The sequence below is a fragment of the Bradyrhizobium ganzhouense genome (genome assembly GCF_049949285.1).
Lineage (GTDB): Bacteria > Pseudomonadota > Alphaproteobacteria > Rhizobiales > Xanthobacteraceae > Bradyrhizobium > Bradyrhizobium ganzhouense.
On the sequence record NZ_CP181318.1, the window covers coordinates 3,417,335 to 3,432,012 of the forward strand.

Consider the following 14,678-nt stretch of genomic DNA (forward strand, 5'->3'; position numbering starts at 1 on the left):
ATCGAGATGCGGGTTCTGGGGGCAGCACTGGGGGTCGGGCTTGCAGCGTCGAGCATCGTGGCCGCGCGCGCGCAGGTGCCCTCGATCAATCCCGGTGCGATCCAGAACGACATCGATCGCCAACGCCGCCAGTTCGAACAGCAGAGCGAGCCACCCAAGCTGAACGGTCCGGCCGTGATCGGCGGCGCACGTGAGAAGTCGCCGTTCATGAAGCCGGGCGGTCCAAAATTCCGCCTGCGCAAGCTCGAATTCGACTCCTCCAAATTCATCACGCCGGCCGAGCTCGACGAGATCGCGAAGAAATATGTCGGCAAGAACGTCGACATCGCGACGCTGCTGCAGATCGTTGCCGATATCAATGCGATCTACACCGAGCGCGGCATCGTGACCGGCATCGCGACCCTGCCTGATCAGGATCCCAAGGATGGGACGGTCAAGATCAAGCTGACCGAAGGCCGGCTCCAGAAGACGACCATCGAGGGCAACAAGCAGACCCGCACAGACTACATCCTCCAGCGCGTGAGGGAGCCGGAAGGCGAGGTCCTCGACGTTCCAAAACTCAATCGCGACGTGACCTGGTTCAACCGGACCAACGACGTTCAGATCAAGGCGCTGCTCCAGCCCGGCTCGAGCTTCGGCCTGACCGACCTGCAGTTTGCGGTAATCGAGCCGCCGGTCGATACCTGGCAGCTCTTCGTCGACAACCAGGCCGCGGAGAATACCGGCCGCTGGGAAGGCGGCACTTTCTACAAGCGCCACGGCCTGTTCGGCGTTGACGACCGCCTGACCTTCTACGGCGTCCGTTCCGACGGCAACCTCAACGGCAACGTGGCCTACAGCATCCCGGTCAACCCCTGGGGCGGCCGCGCCGGCGTCAGCTACACCGAAGGCAAGATCAAGATCATCGATGGGCCGTTCGTCGCGCTCGACGTCACGGGACGGTCGAGCCAGGCCGCGGTCAATTTCAGCCAGCCGGTCTGGGTGACGCAGAACTGGCTGGTGCTGCTCAACGCCGCAGAGACCGAAGGCAAGACGGTGAGCCGGTTCTCGACCGTCGCGGTGACCGACGACCATTACGACAAGGCCACGGCCGGCGTCTCCGTGACCAATTCCGGCAACACCTATTCGATTACGGTTTCGCCCGCCGTCAACTACATCGAATGGCAAGACCACGTGCTCGGCAACAATCGCACGTTCAACACCTATACCGGCACGATGATCGCGACCAGTGCCGCGGGCCCCGCCAATTTTAGCACCAACGTGCTCGCAAGCTGGCAGTACACGCAGGAGAAGCTGCTGCCGGGCGACCAGATCTTCACGATCGGTGGTCCCACCACAGTACGTGGTTATCCGACCAACGCGGCGTCCGGCGACAGCGGCTATTATTTCAACGCCGAGCTGCACTACAACTGGTCGCAATGGCTCAGGGGATTTGACACCTACATCTTCACCGACATGGGTGCGGTGTATTCGACGTTCCCCGGCGTCACAGAACTGGCCTCGGTCGGCGTCGGCTTCTCCTGGACATATGCGCAGTTCATGACGTTCGAAGCCAATTATGCGACGCCGCTGAAGAATGCCGTTTCGACCCAGCATCATTACGAGGCCTATGGCCGCGTCATCCTCCGTCCGCTGCTGATGTTCGAGAAGCAAAAGAGTGCCACGCCTGTGGCGGCCATTGCCGACAAGAGCAGGTCGTAGCGGCGGGTTGCACGCCTCTCTCAGCCGTCATTGCGAGCGCAGCGAAGCAATCCAGACTACCTCCGCGGCAAGATTCTGGATTGCTTCGCTGCGCTCGCAATGACGAGAGGATGGATCTGGGATGCGGCTTGATTAGCGCCGCAGCGTAAATTCGTCCGGACCTCGCCGGTGCTCCCATTTCGCCCGCTCGAGCTCGGGCTGATCGCACTCCGCCTCGGGATAGCCGATGCAGAGATAGGCGATGAATTTCCAGGAGGCGGGCACGTCGAGCACGCTGTGGATGCGCTCCGGGGTGAGGATCGACACCCAGCCGAGCCCGATACCCTCGGCGCGTGCGGCGAGCCACATGGCGGTGATCGCTGCGACCACGGAATATTCGGTGGTCTCCGGCATGGTCGCGCGGCCGAGGCCGTGGCCGATGTCGCTGGCCTTGTCCGCGAATATCGCCAGATGCGCCGGTGCCTGTTCGAGGCCCGAGAGCTTGAGCGCGGCATAGCGCGCTGCGCGATCGCCGGAATAGCAATTCAGCGCGTCGGCGTTGCACGCCCTGAAATCGTCGATCACGGCGCGGCGCCGTGCCGCATCATCGACGATGACGAAGCGCCACGGCTGGCTCAGGCCGACCGACGGCGACAGACAGGCCGTCTCGATCAGCCGCTCCACGGCGCCGTTGGGCAGCGCATCGGTGCGAAAGCGGCGCACGTCGCGGCGCCACACGAACAGCTCGCGCAATTGCCGGCGGAAGGTGTCGTCGAACTCGACCATTAATCATCCTCCCGCGTGAAGGAAGGCTGCGGCCACCAGCAGGATCAGGATCTCGCCGACCTGCTCGAAAGCGCCGAGAATGTCTCCGGTCTGCCCGCCGATCTGACGGATGGCAAGCTGCGCCAGGATCAGCCCCGCGAGCGAGAGCAAGGCCAGGCCGACCAGCGCCTTGGCCGGTCCGAGCGCAAGGGCGAGGGCGAGCGTTCCAACAGCGAAGGCGATGGCCACGCTTCGGCCCGGCGGCGATCCGGCGCGTGCGGAGAGCCCGTCGGGACGCGCCGGGGTGACCAGCGACATGAAGGCCGGCACGCCGGCGCGGGCCGCAGCGTGGGTTGAGCACAAGGCCAGCATCACGGCCCATGGATTGCCGATTGCGGCCAACGCGCTCCAGCGCAGGCCGAACGACAGGATCAGCGCGCAGACGCCATAACTGCCGATCCGGCTGTCGCGCATGATCTCCAGCTTGCGCTCGCGCGTCCGCCCGCCCCCGAGGCCATCGGCGGTGTCGGCAAGCCCATCTTCGTGAAGCGCGCCGGTGATGAGGGTCGTTGTGGCGAGCGCGAGCAGGGCGGCCATGCCTGGCGCCAGCCCCAGTCTGCTCGCGAGCGCATAGGATGCTGCGCCTGCAAGGCCCACCAACAATCCCGCGACCGGCAGCGCCCAGGTCGCGCGTGCGATGTCACCATCGCCGGCCGGTTTTGACGATGCCACCGGCACGATCGTCACGAAGGACGCCGCGATCCTGAGATCGGCGACGACGTCTTTCAGGATGTCGGCGCGCGGCGTCATTTCAGTTTCATCGGCAGGCCGGCCACGACGAACTCGACTTCGTCAGCGGCCGCCGCAATGGTCTGGTTCATGATCCCGGCCGCGTCGCGAAAGCTACGCGCCAATGCGTTGTCGGGCACGATGCCAAGTCCGACCTCGTTGGTAACGAAGACGACCGGGCTCCTGAGGCGGGGCAGGGCGGCGGCGAGCTCGGTCACCTCGCGTTCCCAGTCGCGCTCCGCATGCATCAGGTTGGAGAGCCACAGCGTCAGACAGTCGACGAGCCGCGCGCCGCCGCCATCGGTTGCGACCAGCGCGGACACGAGATCGAGCGGCACCTCGCGCTCGATCCAGTCGGTTCCGCGACGCGCGCGATGCTTGGCGATACGCGCCTCCATTTCCGCGTCGAGCGCCTCGGCCGTCGCGACATAGACGGGCTGCCCGAGGAAGGCGCGCGTGCGCGTTTCCGCACGCTTGCTCTTGCCCGATCGCGCTCCGCCCGTGATCAAGATGACGGCCATCAAGGTCTCCTGTGGGCCTGACTAATCACCAATCGCGGCCAAAGACAAAGCCGAAATCAGGCACCCGGGGGCTTGCGCTCGCCGCTGGCTTTGCGCAACAGGGGCGGGACAGGAGGCTGGCGTGGGTTTTGCGGGCGCGATGGTGGTGGCGATGGCGGTGGATGCCCTGCTGGGCTGGCCGTCACAACTGTTTGCGCGGATCGGCCACCCCGTGACCTGGCTGGGTGGGCTGATTGCCGCCATCGACGCCAGCTGGAATCGCACGTCTGACCCACCGGCGCTCCGCCGCGCTGCCGGCGTCGCCGGCGCGCTTCTGGTGATTGCGCTCGCAATTGCGCTCGGTTGGCTGCTTCAATCCTTGCTTCGGTTCTTGCTTCCTTGGGGCTGGATCGGAACCGTGCTGGTCGGCATTCTGGCCTGGCCGCTGGTCGCCTTGCGCTCGCTGCACGATCATGTCGCGGCCGTCGCGAATTCTCTGCTGGGCAGCGACATCGCTGCGGCGCGCGAAGCGGTCTCGCGTATCGTCGGTCGCGATCCCGCAGTGCTCGATGAAGCCGGGATCGCGCGCGCGGCGATCGAGAGCCTCGCGGAGAACGCGTCCGACGGCATCGTCGCGCCGGTGTTCTGGGGTGCACTGTTTGGCCTGCCGGGCATCCTCGGCTACAAGGCAATCAACACACTGGACTCCATGATCGGCCATCGCAGCGAACGGCACGAAGCCTTTGGCTGGGCAGCTGCGCGCATCGACGATGTCGCGAATTTCATTCCGGCCCGTCTGACCGGTTTTCTGTTCGTGTTGCTCGCGCCGCGACGATCCGAGGCGCTGTCGTGCATGACGCGCGATGCGCGCCGTCATCGCTCGCCCAATGCCGGCTGGCCGGAGGCAGCGATGGCCGGCGCGCTTGGTGTGCGGCTCAGCGGCCCCCGCATCTATCACGGCAGCGTGACCGACGAGCCCTGGCTCAACGAAGGCGCCCGCGATCCTCTCGCCGCCGACATCGGCGAGGGATTGACCGTCTACCGCCGCGCCATGCTGCTGCTCGCAAGCGTCCTTGCGATCCTGGCCTTCGCGTGAAAGAACGGGGCATGCGCGAGCACGGTGGAAATCTCGATCTGGCCCAGCAGCATTTTGGCGGGCGTGTGGAAGACTGGATCGATCTGTCGACCGGGATCAACCGGCTGCCTTATCCCGTCGGCGAGATACCCGCGCACCATTGGCAGGCACTGCCGTCCCGATCCGAGATCGAGTCGCTGCATCAGGCCGCCCAACACGCCTATGGCACGAGCGCACCGATCGTCGCGATGGGCGGCGCACAGGCCGCCATTCAATTGCTGCCGCAGCTTGCGACGCGCGGCCGCGCACGCATCCTCGCGCCGACCTACAATGAATATGCTCCCGTCCTCTCGGCCGCAGGATGGGAAGTCGAGGAGGTGAGGGCGCTCGATGCGCTGGCGGGGGCGAACCTCGCCATCGTCGTCAATCCGAACAATCCCGACGGGCGCCGTTACGCGCCGAAGGATTTGCTCGCGGTGTTGCCGCGGGTTGGTCACCTCGTCATCGACGAGAGTTTTGTTGATTCCGTCTCCGAGCTCTCGCTCGCTTCGGAAGCGGGGCGGACGGGGCTGCTGATCCTGCGCTCGTTCGGAAAGTTTTATGGCCTTGCTGGCCTGCGGCTCGGTTTTGCGATCGGCCATGCGGATGACATCGGCAAGCTCGCGGCGGCGTCAGGTCCATGGCCGGTCTCTGGAGCTGCGATCGCGATCGGCTGGCGTGCCTTGCGTGACGATACCTGGGCCAAGGCGACGTCAGCGCGGCTTGTGCGTGATTGTGCGCGCCTCGACGACATGGTGCAGTCGCAGGGCTGGCGGCTCGTTGGCGGTGCGCCGCTCTTTCGTCTGTACGAGACGCCAGATGCGCTTGCCGCGCAGGAGAAGCTCGCGCGCGGCCAGATCTGGTCGCGTGTGTTCGCGCAAGTGCCGACATGGCTGCGCCTGGGGCTTCCGGGCGCTGAGGCGGAATGGACGCGCCTTGCCGAGGCGCTAGCGCGCTAGCGCGAGCAATCCTTCGACATCGAGATGCTTCTCGATGTGATCGGCAAGGGCATCGAGCGCGGTCTCGACCCTGGCGTGATAGGGCTCGTTGCCGGCGGGAATGTCGAGCTTTGCAAGGAATGCCTTGCGGAATTCGTCCGACGTGAACAAGCCGTGCAGATAGCTACCTTGCACGCGCCCATCGCTCGAGATCGCGCCTTCCGGCTCGCCATTGAGTTTCGCGAACGGCCGTACGCGATCCGGACCGTCAGTGCGGCCAATATGGATTTCGTAGGCCTGGATCGGCTGATTCGTCGCCGCATGCACGGCCGCAACGCGCGTCAATGTCTTCTGCGGGCTCATGACCGTCTGGACATCCAGAAGACCAAGGCCCGGCGTGTCGCCCGCTTGGCCTTCAATGCCACTGGGATCGGCGACGTTGCGCCCGAGCATCTGGTAGCCGCCGCAGAGGCCGAGCACATGCCCGCCCCTGCGGTGATGCGCGAGCAGATCGATGTCCCAGCCCTGCGTGCGCAGAAAGGCGAGATCGCCGCGGGTGGATTTTGAGCCGGGGATGATGACGAGACGCACGTCGCCGGGAATCACTTCGCCCGGACGTACCATCACGAGATCGACGCCCGGCTCGAGCTTCAGCGGATCGAGATCGTCGAAATTGGCGATCCGCGACAGCGCGAGACATGCGATCTTGCACTGGCCCGGCTTGCGCGCGTCGCTCAGGCCGAGCGCATCCTCGGCCGGCAGCTCGCCGGCGCGTGGAAACCACGGCAGCACGCCGAAGCCGCGCCATGCGGTCTTCGCCTCAATCAGTCTGTAGCCGTCGTCGAACAGCGTGGCATCGCCGCGAAACTTGTTGATGACAAAACCCTGGATCATCGCGGCATCGTCAGGATCGATCACCGTCTTGATGCCGACGAGCTGCGCGATGACGCCGCCGCGGTCGATGTCGCCGACCAGCACCACCGGCACATCGGCCTTGCGCGCAAAGCCCATATTGGCGATGTCGGCCTTGCGCAGATTCACCTCGGCCGGGCTGCCGGCGCCTTCGACCAGCACCAGATCAGAACGCGTCTTCAGCCGCTCAAAGCTCTCCAGCACGGCGCCCATCAAGGACGGCTTCATCGCCGCATAGTCGCGCGCACGCGCGGTCGCGATGCGCTTGCCCTGCACGATCACCTGCGCGCCGACATCGGTCTCGGGTTTCAGCAGCACCGGGTTCATGTCGGTGTGCGGCTCGACGCCTGCCGCCAGCGCCTGCAGCGCCTGGGCGCGGCCGATCTCGCCACCGTCGATGGTGACGGCCGCATTGTTCGACATGTTCTGCGGCTTGAACGGGAGCACACGCAGCCCGCGCCGCGTAAAGGCGCGCGCGAGGCCGGCGACGATGAGCGACTTGCCCACGTCCGAGCCGGCCCCCTGGATCATCAATGCGCGCGCCATCACGGAAGTCTTCAGAACTCGACGCCGGCTTGCGCCTTGATGCCGGAGCGGAACGGATGTTTCACCAGCGTCATCTCGGTGACGAGATCGGCGATCTCGATCAGCTCGTCCTTGGCGTTGCGTCCAGTGAGGACGACATGCGTCATCAGCGGCTTCGAGGTCTTCAGGAAGTCGACGACCTCCGCGATGTCGAGATAGTCGTAGCGCAGCGCGATGTTGATCTCGTCGAGCACGACCATGCGCAGATTGGAATCGAGAATCAGCTCCTTGGCCTTCTCCCAGCCGGCGCGCGCCGCCGCGATGTCGCGGGCGCGGTCCTGCGTCTCCCAGGTAAAGCCTTCACCCATGGCGTGGAACTGGCAGAGCTCACCAAAGTGGCCGGTGAGCAGGCGCCGCTCGCCGGTATCCCAGGCACCCTTGATGAACTGCACGACCGCGCAGGGGAAGCCATGGGCGACGCAACGCACGATCATGCCGAAGGCAGAGGAGGACTTGCCCTTGCCGGAGCCGGTATGGACGATGATGAGGCCCTTTTCGCCGCTCTTGGTCGCCATGATCTTGTCGCGGGCGGCCTTGATCTTCGCCATTTTGGCGGCGTGCCCGGCGGCGTTTTCCTCGGCCGTTTGAGTATCCGGTTCAGGCGTCATCTGACAGGGTCCTTCGGCTTGACAAGAGGCGGCCGGGGGCAAATGGTGACCCGGCGTTGGTTCCTGTCCTATGACAGGCGAAGAGGGAATGCGATAGGGTCCGAATCGGCAAGATTTGGGTCCAAACTGCAGCCGCCCCCGCGACCGTGACCGGAGAGATGCCCAAAGCCACTGATCCACCTTGCGGATCGGGAAGGCGGGGATCGAAGGGGAAACCCTGCTCCGCAAGCCGGGAGACCTGCCAGCGCGGACGATTTTTGGACCGGCGGACGGGGTGTTCCGCGACGGGGAAACGGGCCTTCGCAAGAACGGTTCGTGGGCCTCTTCGCCTCCCGCTGACACTTCTGGAAGAGGCGATGACCGTCACACTGCACGTCTGCATTACCTGCCGCGCCGGCCAGACGCTGGACGAGGGCGAGGTCACGCCCGGCAAGCGCCTGCATGGTGCGATCCTCGAGGCCGGCGTGCCCGACGGCATCAACGTGGTTCCTGTCGAATGCCTGTCTGCATGCAGCCAGGGCTGCTCGGTCGCGCTCAGCGCGCCCGGCCGCTGGTCCTATGTCTATGGCCGGCTGTCGGATGCCAACGCGCAGGACGTGGTCGCGGGCGCCGCCGCCTATGCCGCCGCGCCCGACGGCCTCGTGCCCTGGCGCAGCCGTCCCGAAATCTTCCGCAAGCAGTCGCTTGCCCGCATTCCCCCCATTGCCGTGTTGCCGGAGGCCGCCGAATGAACTCGCTCGCAAAAGTCCCTGTGACTGTCGTCACCGGTTTTCTCGGCTCCGGCAAGACCACGCTAATCCAGCACCTGCTCGCCAATCCCAACGGCAAGAAGCTCGCCGTGCTCGTCAACGAGTTCGGCAGCGAGGGCGTCGACGGCGAGATCTTGAAGTCCTGCGCCGATGCCAACTGCCCGGAAGAGAACATCGTCGAGCTCGCCAATGGCTGCATCTGCTGCACCGTCGCCGATGATTTCATCCCGACCATGGAGAAGCTGCTGGCGCGCCCGGTGCGGCCCGATCACATCCTGATCGAGACCTCGGGGCTCGCTTTGCCGAAGCCGCTGCTTAAGGCGTTCGACTGGCCGGAGATCCGTTCGCGCATCACGGTCGACGGTGTGATTGCGCTCGCCGATGCCGAGGCGGTCGCGGCGGGCCGCTTTGCGCCGGATCCGGATGCGGTCGAAGCACAGCGCGCGGCGGACGAGAATCTCGATCACGAGAGGCCGCTGTCCGAAGTGTTCGAGGACCAGATCGCCTGCGCCGATATCGTGCTGCTGACCAAGGCGGATCTGGCGGGTCACGCCGGCATCGAGGCCGCCAAGGCGTTGATTACCGCCGAGATGCCGCGTCGCGTGCCGATGCTGCCCATCACCGACGGCGCCATCGATGCACGCGTCATCCTCGGCCTCGGCGCTGCCGCCGAGAACGATCTTGCCGCGCGCCCCTCGCATCATGATGGCGAGGAGGAGCACGAGCATGACGACTTTGCTTCGGTCGTGATCGACCTTCCTGAGGTTTCGGATGTCGATACGCTGGTCGCGTCCGTGCAGAGGCTGGCGCGCGAGCAGAACGTGCTGCGGGTCAAAGGCTATATCGCGGTTGTGGGCAAGCCGATGCGCTTGCTGTTGCAAGCGGTCGGTGAGCGCGTGCGCCATCAGTTCGACAAGCCCTGGGGCGCGGGCCACAGGCAGTCAAAGCTCGTCGTGATCGGCGAGCACGGCGATATCGACGAGGCCGCCATCAAGGCGGGATTGGGAGTCTGATGCACGTCGTCTTCCGCGAGAGCCGCGGTCTGGAGGAGACCGCGACGCCAAGGGACATCGGCCAGGACCCGGCCGATCTCGTGGTGCTCTCGTACTCGGACTCCGATCTTGCGGCGTTCGCGGCCGGCTGGCGGCGTGGCCAGAGCAGCCTGCCGTCGCTGCGGCTGGCGAACCTCGCGGAGCTCCGTCATCCGCTGTCGGTCGATACCTATGTCGAGCGCACGCTGACGCAAGCGCGCGGCATTCTGGTGCGATTGATCGGCGGTGAGTCCTACTGGCCGTACGGGCTGGCGGCGCTCCAGCAGCTGGCGAAAGATCGCAATATCGTGCTCGCCGTGTTGCCGGCCGATGGCCGCGACGACACGCGGCTCGATGCGTACTCCACCTTGCCGGTCTCGACGCTGCGCCGGCTCAAGGTTCTCTGCGACACCGGTGGTCCCGTTGCGGCGCAAGCCGCGATCGCGCAACTCGCACTGGCCTCAGGCCTTTACGCCGGGCCAGTCACCGGCGAGATGACCGTTCCCGAGATGGGCTTTTACGATCCCGCACGCGGCGTGATCGCGGCGCCCGTGGCGAGCGAGGGGAAGCCGCGCGCGCTGGTGGCGTTCTATCGCTCCTATCTCACCGCAGCCGACACGGGGCCGGTCGATGCGCTGATCGCCGCGCTGCGCGAGAAGGGCTTTGATGCGCATGGCGTGTTTGTCACGTCGCTAAAGGCCACCGGCGTCTCTGATTGGCTAAGGACATATTTCGCGAAGAATCCTCCGGCCGCGATCGTCAATGTGACGGCGTTCTCCGCGATAGGTGACGACGGCACGACGCCGTTCGATGCTGCGCCATGTCCCGTCTTCCAGGTCGCGCTCTCATCGGCGCGCCGCGAGGATTGGGCGGAGTCGCTGCGTGGCCTGTCGCCCGGCGATCTCGCGATGCATGTGGTGCTGCCCGAAGTCGACGGCCGCCTGTTCGCGGGCGTGGTGAGTTTCAAGTCTGCTGCGGCTCGAGATCCGGATCTGCAATTCTCGCATCTGGCCCATCAGCCGGATGAGGGGTGTGTGGAAGCCGTCGCCGCCCGCGTTGCGGCCTGGCGACGGCTTGCGGAGACGCCGGCCGCCGAGAAGCGGCTAGCGATCGTGCTCTCGAACTATCCCGGACGTCCGCACCAGATCGCGCATGCGGTCGGTCTCGACGCGCTCGCTTCGGTCGAAGCGCTGGTGTCCGATCTCGCCAAGGCCGGCTTCGATGTTGCGCCAGTCGAAAGGCTCGGAAAGACACTGCTCACGCAGCAATTGATCTGGAGTGTCGTCGATTACCGCGCGGCGCTCTCGCGCCTTCCGCAGGTCCTGCAGGATGATCTCGCGCAAGCCTGGGGCGCGTCGGAAAATGATCCGAGCTGCCGCGACGGCGCATTCCACTTCGCTGCAATCCAGTGCGGTCGCTCGATCATCGCAGTTCAGCCCGAGCGTGGCGATGCCACCACGCGCGATTCCGACTATCACGATCTCGCCCGCACGCCGCGCCACGCCTATGTCGCGTTCTATCTCTGGCTCCGCGGGCAGGGGATCGATGCCGTCGTGCATATGGGCGCGCACGGCACGCTGGAATGGCTGCCGGGGAAATCCGTGGCGCTGTCCTCGCAATGCTGGCCGGAAGCCCTGATCGACGATCTGCCGGTCGTCTATCCCTTTATCGTCAACGATCCCGGCGAGGCCGCGCAGGCCAAGCGCCGCATCGGTGCGGTCACCATCGGCCATCTGCCGCCGCCGCTCGAACAATCGGCGGTGCCGGACGGCCTGCGCCGGCTTGAACGTCTGCTCGACGAATATTCGACCGCCGATGGTCTCGATCCCGCCCGCCGCCAGCGCCTGATCGCGGCGATCCGCGACGAGGCGCGCGCGGCAGGCCTTGAAGACGATCTCGGTCTCGATGCCTCGGCCGCGCCTGCCGAAGCGATCCCGCGGATCGACCGCTTCGTCTGCGATCTCAAGGAAAGCCAGTTCGGTGATGGCCTGCATGTGTTCGGCCGCGGCGCCTGCGGCGATGCGGAACGGGACGCACTACGTGCCGCGCTCGCGGGCCAGCGCGTTGCGCCGGGCCCGTCTGGCTCGCCCTATCGCGGACGCCAGGACGTGCTGCCGACGGGACGCAATCTCTTCGCCGTCGATCCTCGTGCGGTGCCGACGCCGTCGGCGCATGCGCAGGGGATCAAGCTCGCCGAAGAGCTGCTGCGTCGTCATCTGCAGGATCACGGCGATTGGCCGAAAGGCCTCGTGGTCGATCTCTGGGGCTCCGCGACGATGCGCACCGCGGGCGAGGAGTTCGCGATGGCGTTGCATCTGGCCGGTCTTGCGCCGCGCTGGGATCACGCCTCCGGCCGCGTCACCGGCTACGATATCGTCGCGCCAGCCGAGCTTGGCCGTCCCCGCATCGATGTCACGCTGCGCGTATCAGGCCTGTTCCGCGATGTCTTCGCGGGCCTTGCGCAATTGTTCGAGGCCGCCACTGAGGCGCTAGCATCGCGCGAGCAGGAGGGCGACGAAAATCCCTATCGCCAGCGTGCCTCCCGCGTGTTCGCGCCGCGCCCCGGACAATACGGCGTCGGCCTCTCGGCAATTCCGGATGCCTTCACGCCCGAGACGCGCGATGCGGCCGGCGAGGCCTGGCTGTCGGCGTCGTCCTGGGCGTTCTCCGCCGATGGGGAGATCAGACTCGACCGCGCCGGCATCGAACAGCGGCTTGCTTCCGCCGATGCTTTCGTTCACGTCCAGGATCTACCGGAAACCGATCTGCTGCTCGCCGCCGACTATGCCGCGCATGAAGCCGGCGTGGCGGCTGCTGCTGCACATCTCGGCGCGACGGGGCCATCGCTCTATCACCTCGACACGACCCGCCCCGACGAGCCGCATGCGCGCACGCTGACCGAAGAGATGTCGCGCGTCGTCCGCGCGCGCGCGGCCAATCCGGCCTGGATCGCCGGCATGATGCGTCACGGGTTTCGCGGTGCCGCCGAGATATCAGCGACGCTGGAGCACATGGCCGCCTTCGCCCATCTGGCCGGTGCCGTGCCGCCGCATCTGTTCGATCTCTACTATGACGCGACGCTCGGCGACGCCGACGTCCGTGCTTTCATGGCGCGCGAAAATCCGGCGGCGCTTGCCGCGATGGAAGTTTGCTTCACGCGCCTGCACGAGGCCTCGCTCTGGCGGACGCGCCGCAATTCGATTGCGGCCGCGCTGAAGGAGGCATCATGAGCGCGGCTTCGGTGAAGGGCTGGTGTCCCGGCGCGCTGCGGCCGATGCAATCGGGCGACGGGCTGGTGGTCCGCGTGCGCCCATTCGGCGGCCGGCTCGATGCGGCCCAGACCGCCGGGCTTGCGCGTCTTGCCGAGCTCCACGGCAATGGCCTGATCGACGTGACCAGCCGCGCCAATCTCCAGATCAGGGGCGTCAGCGAGAGCAGCCACGGGCTGCTGCTTGAAGGGCTTGCGCAACTGACGCTGCTCGACCCAGACGCCGACACCGAATCCCGGCGCAACATCCTGGTCACGCCGTTCTGGCGCGATGGCGACGAGACCCAGGCGCTTGCGGCCGAGCTCGAGGAGGTGCTTGCGGACTCCATACTCGAGCTTCCGACGAAATTCGGCTTCGCCATCGATGACGGCAAGTCGCGCGTGCTCGCCGGCAATTCCGCCGACGTGCGGATCGAGCGTGACGCTGCCGGAGGTCTCCTTGTGCGCGCGGATGGCGCAAGGCTTGGCCGCCTCGTCGCGCGCGGCGAGGCCGTGACCACGGCACTCGCCGTCGCAAGCTGGTTTGTCGCCAACGGTGGGCGCGGGCGCATGGCAACGCATCTTGCGGCCGGCGCGGAATTGCCCGTGGCCCTGCGCGGCGAGACGGAGCCGGCGCCCATCATGGCGGCGGCGCGTCCCGGCCTTTATCCGCAAGGGGCCATGGTCGGCGTCGCCTTCGGTCAGATGCCGCACGCAACGCTCAATCAGCTCTCCGGGTGCGGGCATGCGTTGCGGATGACGCCATGGCGCATGGTCTTGAGCGAGGGCAAGCGGACGATGCCAGCCGCTTCCGGCCTGATCACCGAGGCCTACGACCCGGCGCTGCGCATTATCGCCTGCAGCGGCGCACCGCGCTGCCGTGAGGCCCATGCCGACACCCGCGCGCTTGCCGCGGCGCTCGCGCCGAATATCGGCGGAGCTGCGCGGCTTCACGTCTCGGGCTGCGCCAAGGGGTGCGCCCATTCCGGCGCGGCCGCGATCACGCTGGTTGCGACGGGGGCAGGATTCGATCTCGTGCGCGGCGGGTCGACCCGCGACGAGCCCATCCTGCGCGGGCTCGACCGCGACGACATCGTTCGCGATCCCTCCATCCTGATGGGAGGACACTGATGCCGCACGCTTACGAGACCGACGGTGCCGCGATCTATCGGCAATCCTTCGCGACCATCCGGGCCGAGGCCGATCTGGCGCGTTTCACGCCCGATGAGGAGCAGGTCGTGGTGCGGATGATCCATGCCGCCGGCATGGTGGGTCTCGAGGCGCATGTCCGCTTCACGCAGGGCATGGCGACCGCCGCGCGCGCGGCCTTGCAGAAGGGCGCCCCGATCCTGTGCGATGCGCGCATGGTCTCGGAAGGAATTACGCGTGCCAGACTTCCTGCGGCCAACGCGGTGATCTGCACGCTCAGTGACGAGACCGTTCCTGCGCTGGCACAATCCATGCGCAACACGCGTTCGGCCGCAGCGCTGGAATTGTGGCGTCCGCACCTCGACGGTGCGATCGTCGCGATCGGCAATGCGCCGACGGCGCTGTTTCATCTGCTCAACATGCTGGAGGACCGTGACTGCCCGCGGCCTGCGGCGATCATAGGCTGCCCCGTCGGCTTCGTCGGTGCGGCCGAATCCAAGGCCGCGCTGATGGCCGATCCGCCGGTACCGGCGCTGACGGTCGAAGGCCGCCTCGGCGGCTCCGCCATCACGGTCGCCGCCGTGAACGCGCTCGCAAGCCGGAGCGAATAG

Annotated in this window: 13 protein-coding genes and 1 riboswitch; of the genes, 8 read left to right on the forward strand and 5 right to left on the reverse strand. The window is 66.4% G+C overall.

The window, feature by feature from the left end:
• Positions 1 to 6: 6 nt before the first annotated feature.
• A complete protein-coding gene (locus ACLFLU_RS15485) occupies positions 7 to 1,701 on the forward strand; it encodes a ShlB/FhaC/HecB family hemolysin secretion/activation protein (protein WP_426413029.1) in 1,695 nt (564 codons plus the stop codon).
• 132 nt (positions 1,702 to 1,833) lie between these two features.
• On the opposite strand, the gene bluB is transcribed toward ACLFLU_RS15485, so the two are convergent.
• From bluB to cobU, 3 genes are read right to left on the reverse strand one after another with little or no spacing between them, the layout of a single operon-like run.
• Positions 1,834 to 2,466 carry a 5,6-dimethylbenzimidazole synthase gene (bluB, locus tag ACLFLU_RS15490; protein WP_426413030.1) on the reverse strand — a complete coding sequence of 211 codons (633 nt, stop codon included), beginning with the start codon at positions 2,464 to 2,466 and terminating at the stop codon, positions 1,834 to 1,836.
• A gap of 3 nt (positions 2,467 to 2,469) precedes the next feature.
• Positions 2,470 to 3,255, reverse strand: coding sequence for an adenosylcobinamide-GDP ribazoletransferase (gene cobS / locus ACLFLU_RS15495; RefSeq protein WP_426413031.1), 786 nt, complete (start codon positions 3,253 to 3,255; stop codon positions 2,470 to 2,472).
• Positions 3,252 to 3,755 (reverse strand): bifunctional adenosylcobinamide kinase/adenosylcobinamide-phosphate guanylyltransferase, encoded by a 504-nt coding sequence (gene cobU / locus ACLFLU_RS15500; protein ID WP_426413032.1) that lies wholly within the window; start codon positions 3,753 to 3,755, stop codon positions 3,252 to 3,254. The genes cobS and cobU overlap by 4 nt, the downstream gene beginning before the upstream one ends.
• Positions 3,756 to 3,876: 121 nt before the next feature.
• On the opposite strand from cobU, the gene cbiB reads away from it, so the two are divergent.
• Positions 3,877 to 4,830 (forward strand): adenosylcobinamide-phosphate synthase CbiB, encoded by a 954-nt coding sequence (cbiB, locus tag ACLFLU_RS15505; protein ID WP_426413033.1) that lies wholly within the window; start codon positions 3,877 to 3,879, stop codon positions 4,828 to 4,830.
• Between the two features lie 11 nt (positions 4,831 to 4,841).
• Positions 4,842 to 5,807 (forward strand): threonine-phosphate decarboxylase CobD, encoded by a 966-nt coding sequence (gene cobD, locus ACLFLU_RS15510; protein ID WP_426413034.1) that lies wholly within the window; start codon positions 4,842 to 4,844, stop codon positions 5,805 to 5,807.
• On the opposite strand, the gene ACLFLU_RS15515 is transcribed toward cobD, so the two are convergent.
• Together ACLFLU_RS15515 and cobO are read right to left on the reverse strand one after the other, a co-directional pair.
• Positions 5,796 to 7,244, reverse strand: a complete 1,449-nt coding sequence (locus ACLFLU_RS15515) for a cobyric acid synthase (RefSeq protein WP_426413035.1) — start codon at positions 7,242 to 7,244, stop codon at positions 5,796 to 5,798. The genes cobD and ACLFLU_RS15515 overlap by 12 nt on opposite strands.
• A gap of 11 nt (positions 7,245 to 7,255) precedes the next feature.
• On the reverse strand, positions 7,256 to 7,891 hold the full coding sequence (gene cobO / locus ACLFLU_RS15520) for a cob(I)yrinic acid a,c-diamide adenosyltransferase (protein WP_426413036.1): 636 nt from the start codon (positions 7,889 to 7,891) through the stop codon (positions 7,256 to 7,258).
• A gap of 40 nt (positions 7,892 to 7,931) precedes the next feature.
• A riboswitch (cobalamin riboswitch) is annotated at positions 7,932 to 8,151 on the forward strand.
• A 96-nt stretch (positions 8,152 to 8,247) separates the two neighbouring features.
• On the opposite strand from cobO, the gene ACLFLU_RS15525 reads away from it, so the two are divergent.
• From ACLFLU_RS15525 to ACLFLU_RS15545, 5 genes are read left to right on the forward strand one after another with little or no spacing between them, the layout of a single operon-like run.
• Positions 8,248 to 8,622 (forward strand): DUF1636 family protein, encoded by a 375-nt coding sequence (locus tag ACLFLU_RS15525; protein WP_426413037.1) that lies wholly within the window; start codon positions 8,248 to 8,250, stop codon positions 8,620 to 8,622.
• Positions 8,619 to 9,653, forward strand: coding sequence for a cobalamin biosynthesis protein CobW (gene cobW, locus ACLFLU_RS15530; protein ID WP_426413038.1), 1,035 nt, complete (start codon positions 8,619 to 8,621; stop codon positions 9,651 to 9,653). Before ACLFLU_RS15525 ends, cobW begins: the two co-directional genes overlap by 4 nt.
• Complete coding sequence (gene cobN / locus ACLFLU_RS15535; RefSeq protein ID WP_426413039.1) at positions 9,653 to 12,901, forward strand: cobaltochelatase subunit CobN; 3,249 nt, start codon at positions 9,653 to 9,655, stop codon at positions 12,899 to 12,901. The genes cobW and cobN overlap by 1 nt, the downstream gene beginning before the upstream one ends.
• A complete protein-coding gene (gene cobG, locus ACLFLU_RS15540; protein ID WP_426413040.1) occupies positions 12,898 to 14,049 on the forward strand; it encodes a precorrin-3B synthase in 1,152 nt (383 codons plus the stop codon). The genes cobN and cobG overlap by 4 nt, the downstream gene beginning before the upstream one ends.
• Entirely contained in the window at positions 14,049 to 14,678 is a 630-nt protein-coding gene (locus tag ACLFLU_RS15545) for a precorrin-8X methylmutase (RefSeq protein ID WP_426413041.1), read from the forward strand. The genes cobG and ACLFLU_RS15545 overlap by 1 nt, the downstream gene beginning before the upstream one ends.

Excerpts from the sequence above, each read along its gene's own strand:
- bluB (WP_426413030.1), bottom strand. The coding sequence starts at position 2,466 with ATGGTCGAGTTCGACGACACCTTCCGCCGGCAATTGCGCGAGCTGTTC.
- cobU (WP_426413032.1), bottom strand. The coding sequence starts at position 3,755 with ATGGCCGTCATCTTGATCACGGGCGGAGCGCGATCGGGCAAGAGCAAG.
- ACLFLU_RS15545 (WP_426413041.1), top strand. The coding sequence starts at position 14,049 with ATGCCGCACGCTTACGAGACCGACGGTGCCGCGATCTATCGGCAATCC.
- cobN (WP_426413039.1), top strand. The coding sequence starts at position 9,653 with ATGCACGTCGTCTTCCGCGAGAGCCGCGGTCTGGAGGAGACCGCGACG.
- cobD (WP_426413034.1), top strand. The coding sequence starts at position 4,842 with ATGCGCGAGCACGGTGGAAATCTCGATCTGGCCCAGCAGCATTTTGGC.
- cobW (WP_426413038.1), top strand. The coding sequence starts at position 8,619 with ATGAACTCGCTCGCAAAAGTCCCTGTGACTGTCGTCACCGGTTTTCTC.
- cobG (WP_426413040.1), top strand. The coding sequence starts at position 12,898 with ATGAGCGCGGCTTCGGTGAAGGGCTGGTGTCCCGGCGCGCTGCGGCCG.
- ACLFLU_RS15525 (WP_426413037.1), top strand. The coding sequence starts at position 8,248 with ATGACCGTCACACTGCACGTCTGCATTACCTGCCGCGCCGGCCAGACG.
- ACLFLU_RS15485 (WP_426413029.1), top strand. The coding sequence starts at position 7 with ATGCGGGTTCTGGGGGCAGCACTGGGGGTCGGGCTTGCAGCGTCGAGC.
- cobS (WP_426413031.1), bottom strand. The coding sequence starts at position 3,255 with ATGACGCCGCGCGCCGACATCCTGAAAGACGTCGTCGCCGATCTCAGG.
- ACLFLU_RS15515 (WP_426413035.1), bottom strand. The coding sequence starts at position 7,244 with ATGGCGCGCGCATTGATGATCCAGGGGGCCGGCTCGGACGTGGGCAAG.
- cobO (WP_426413036.1), bottom strand. The coding sequence starts at position 7,891 with ATGACGCCTGAACCGGATACTCAAACGGCCGAGGAAAACGCCGCCGGG.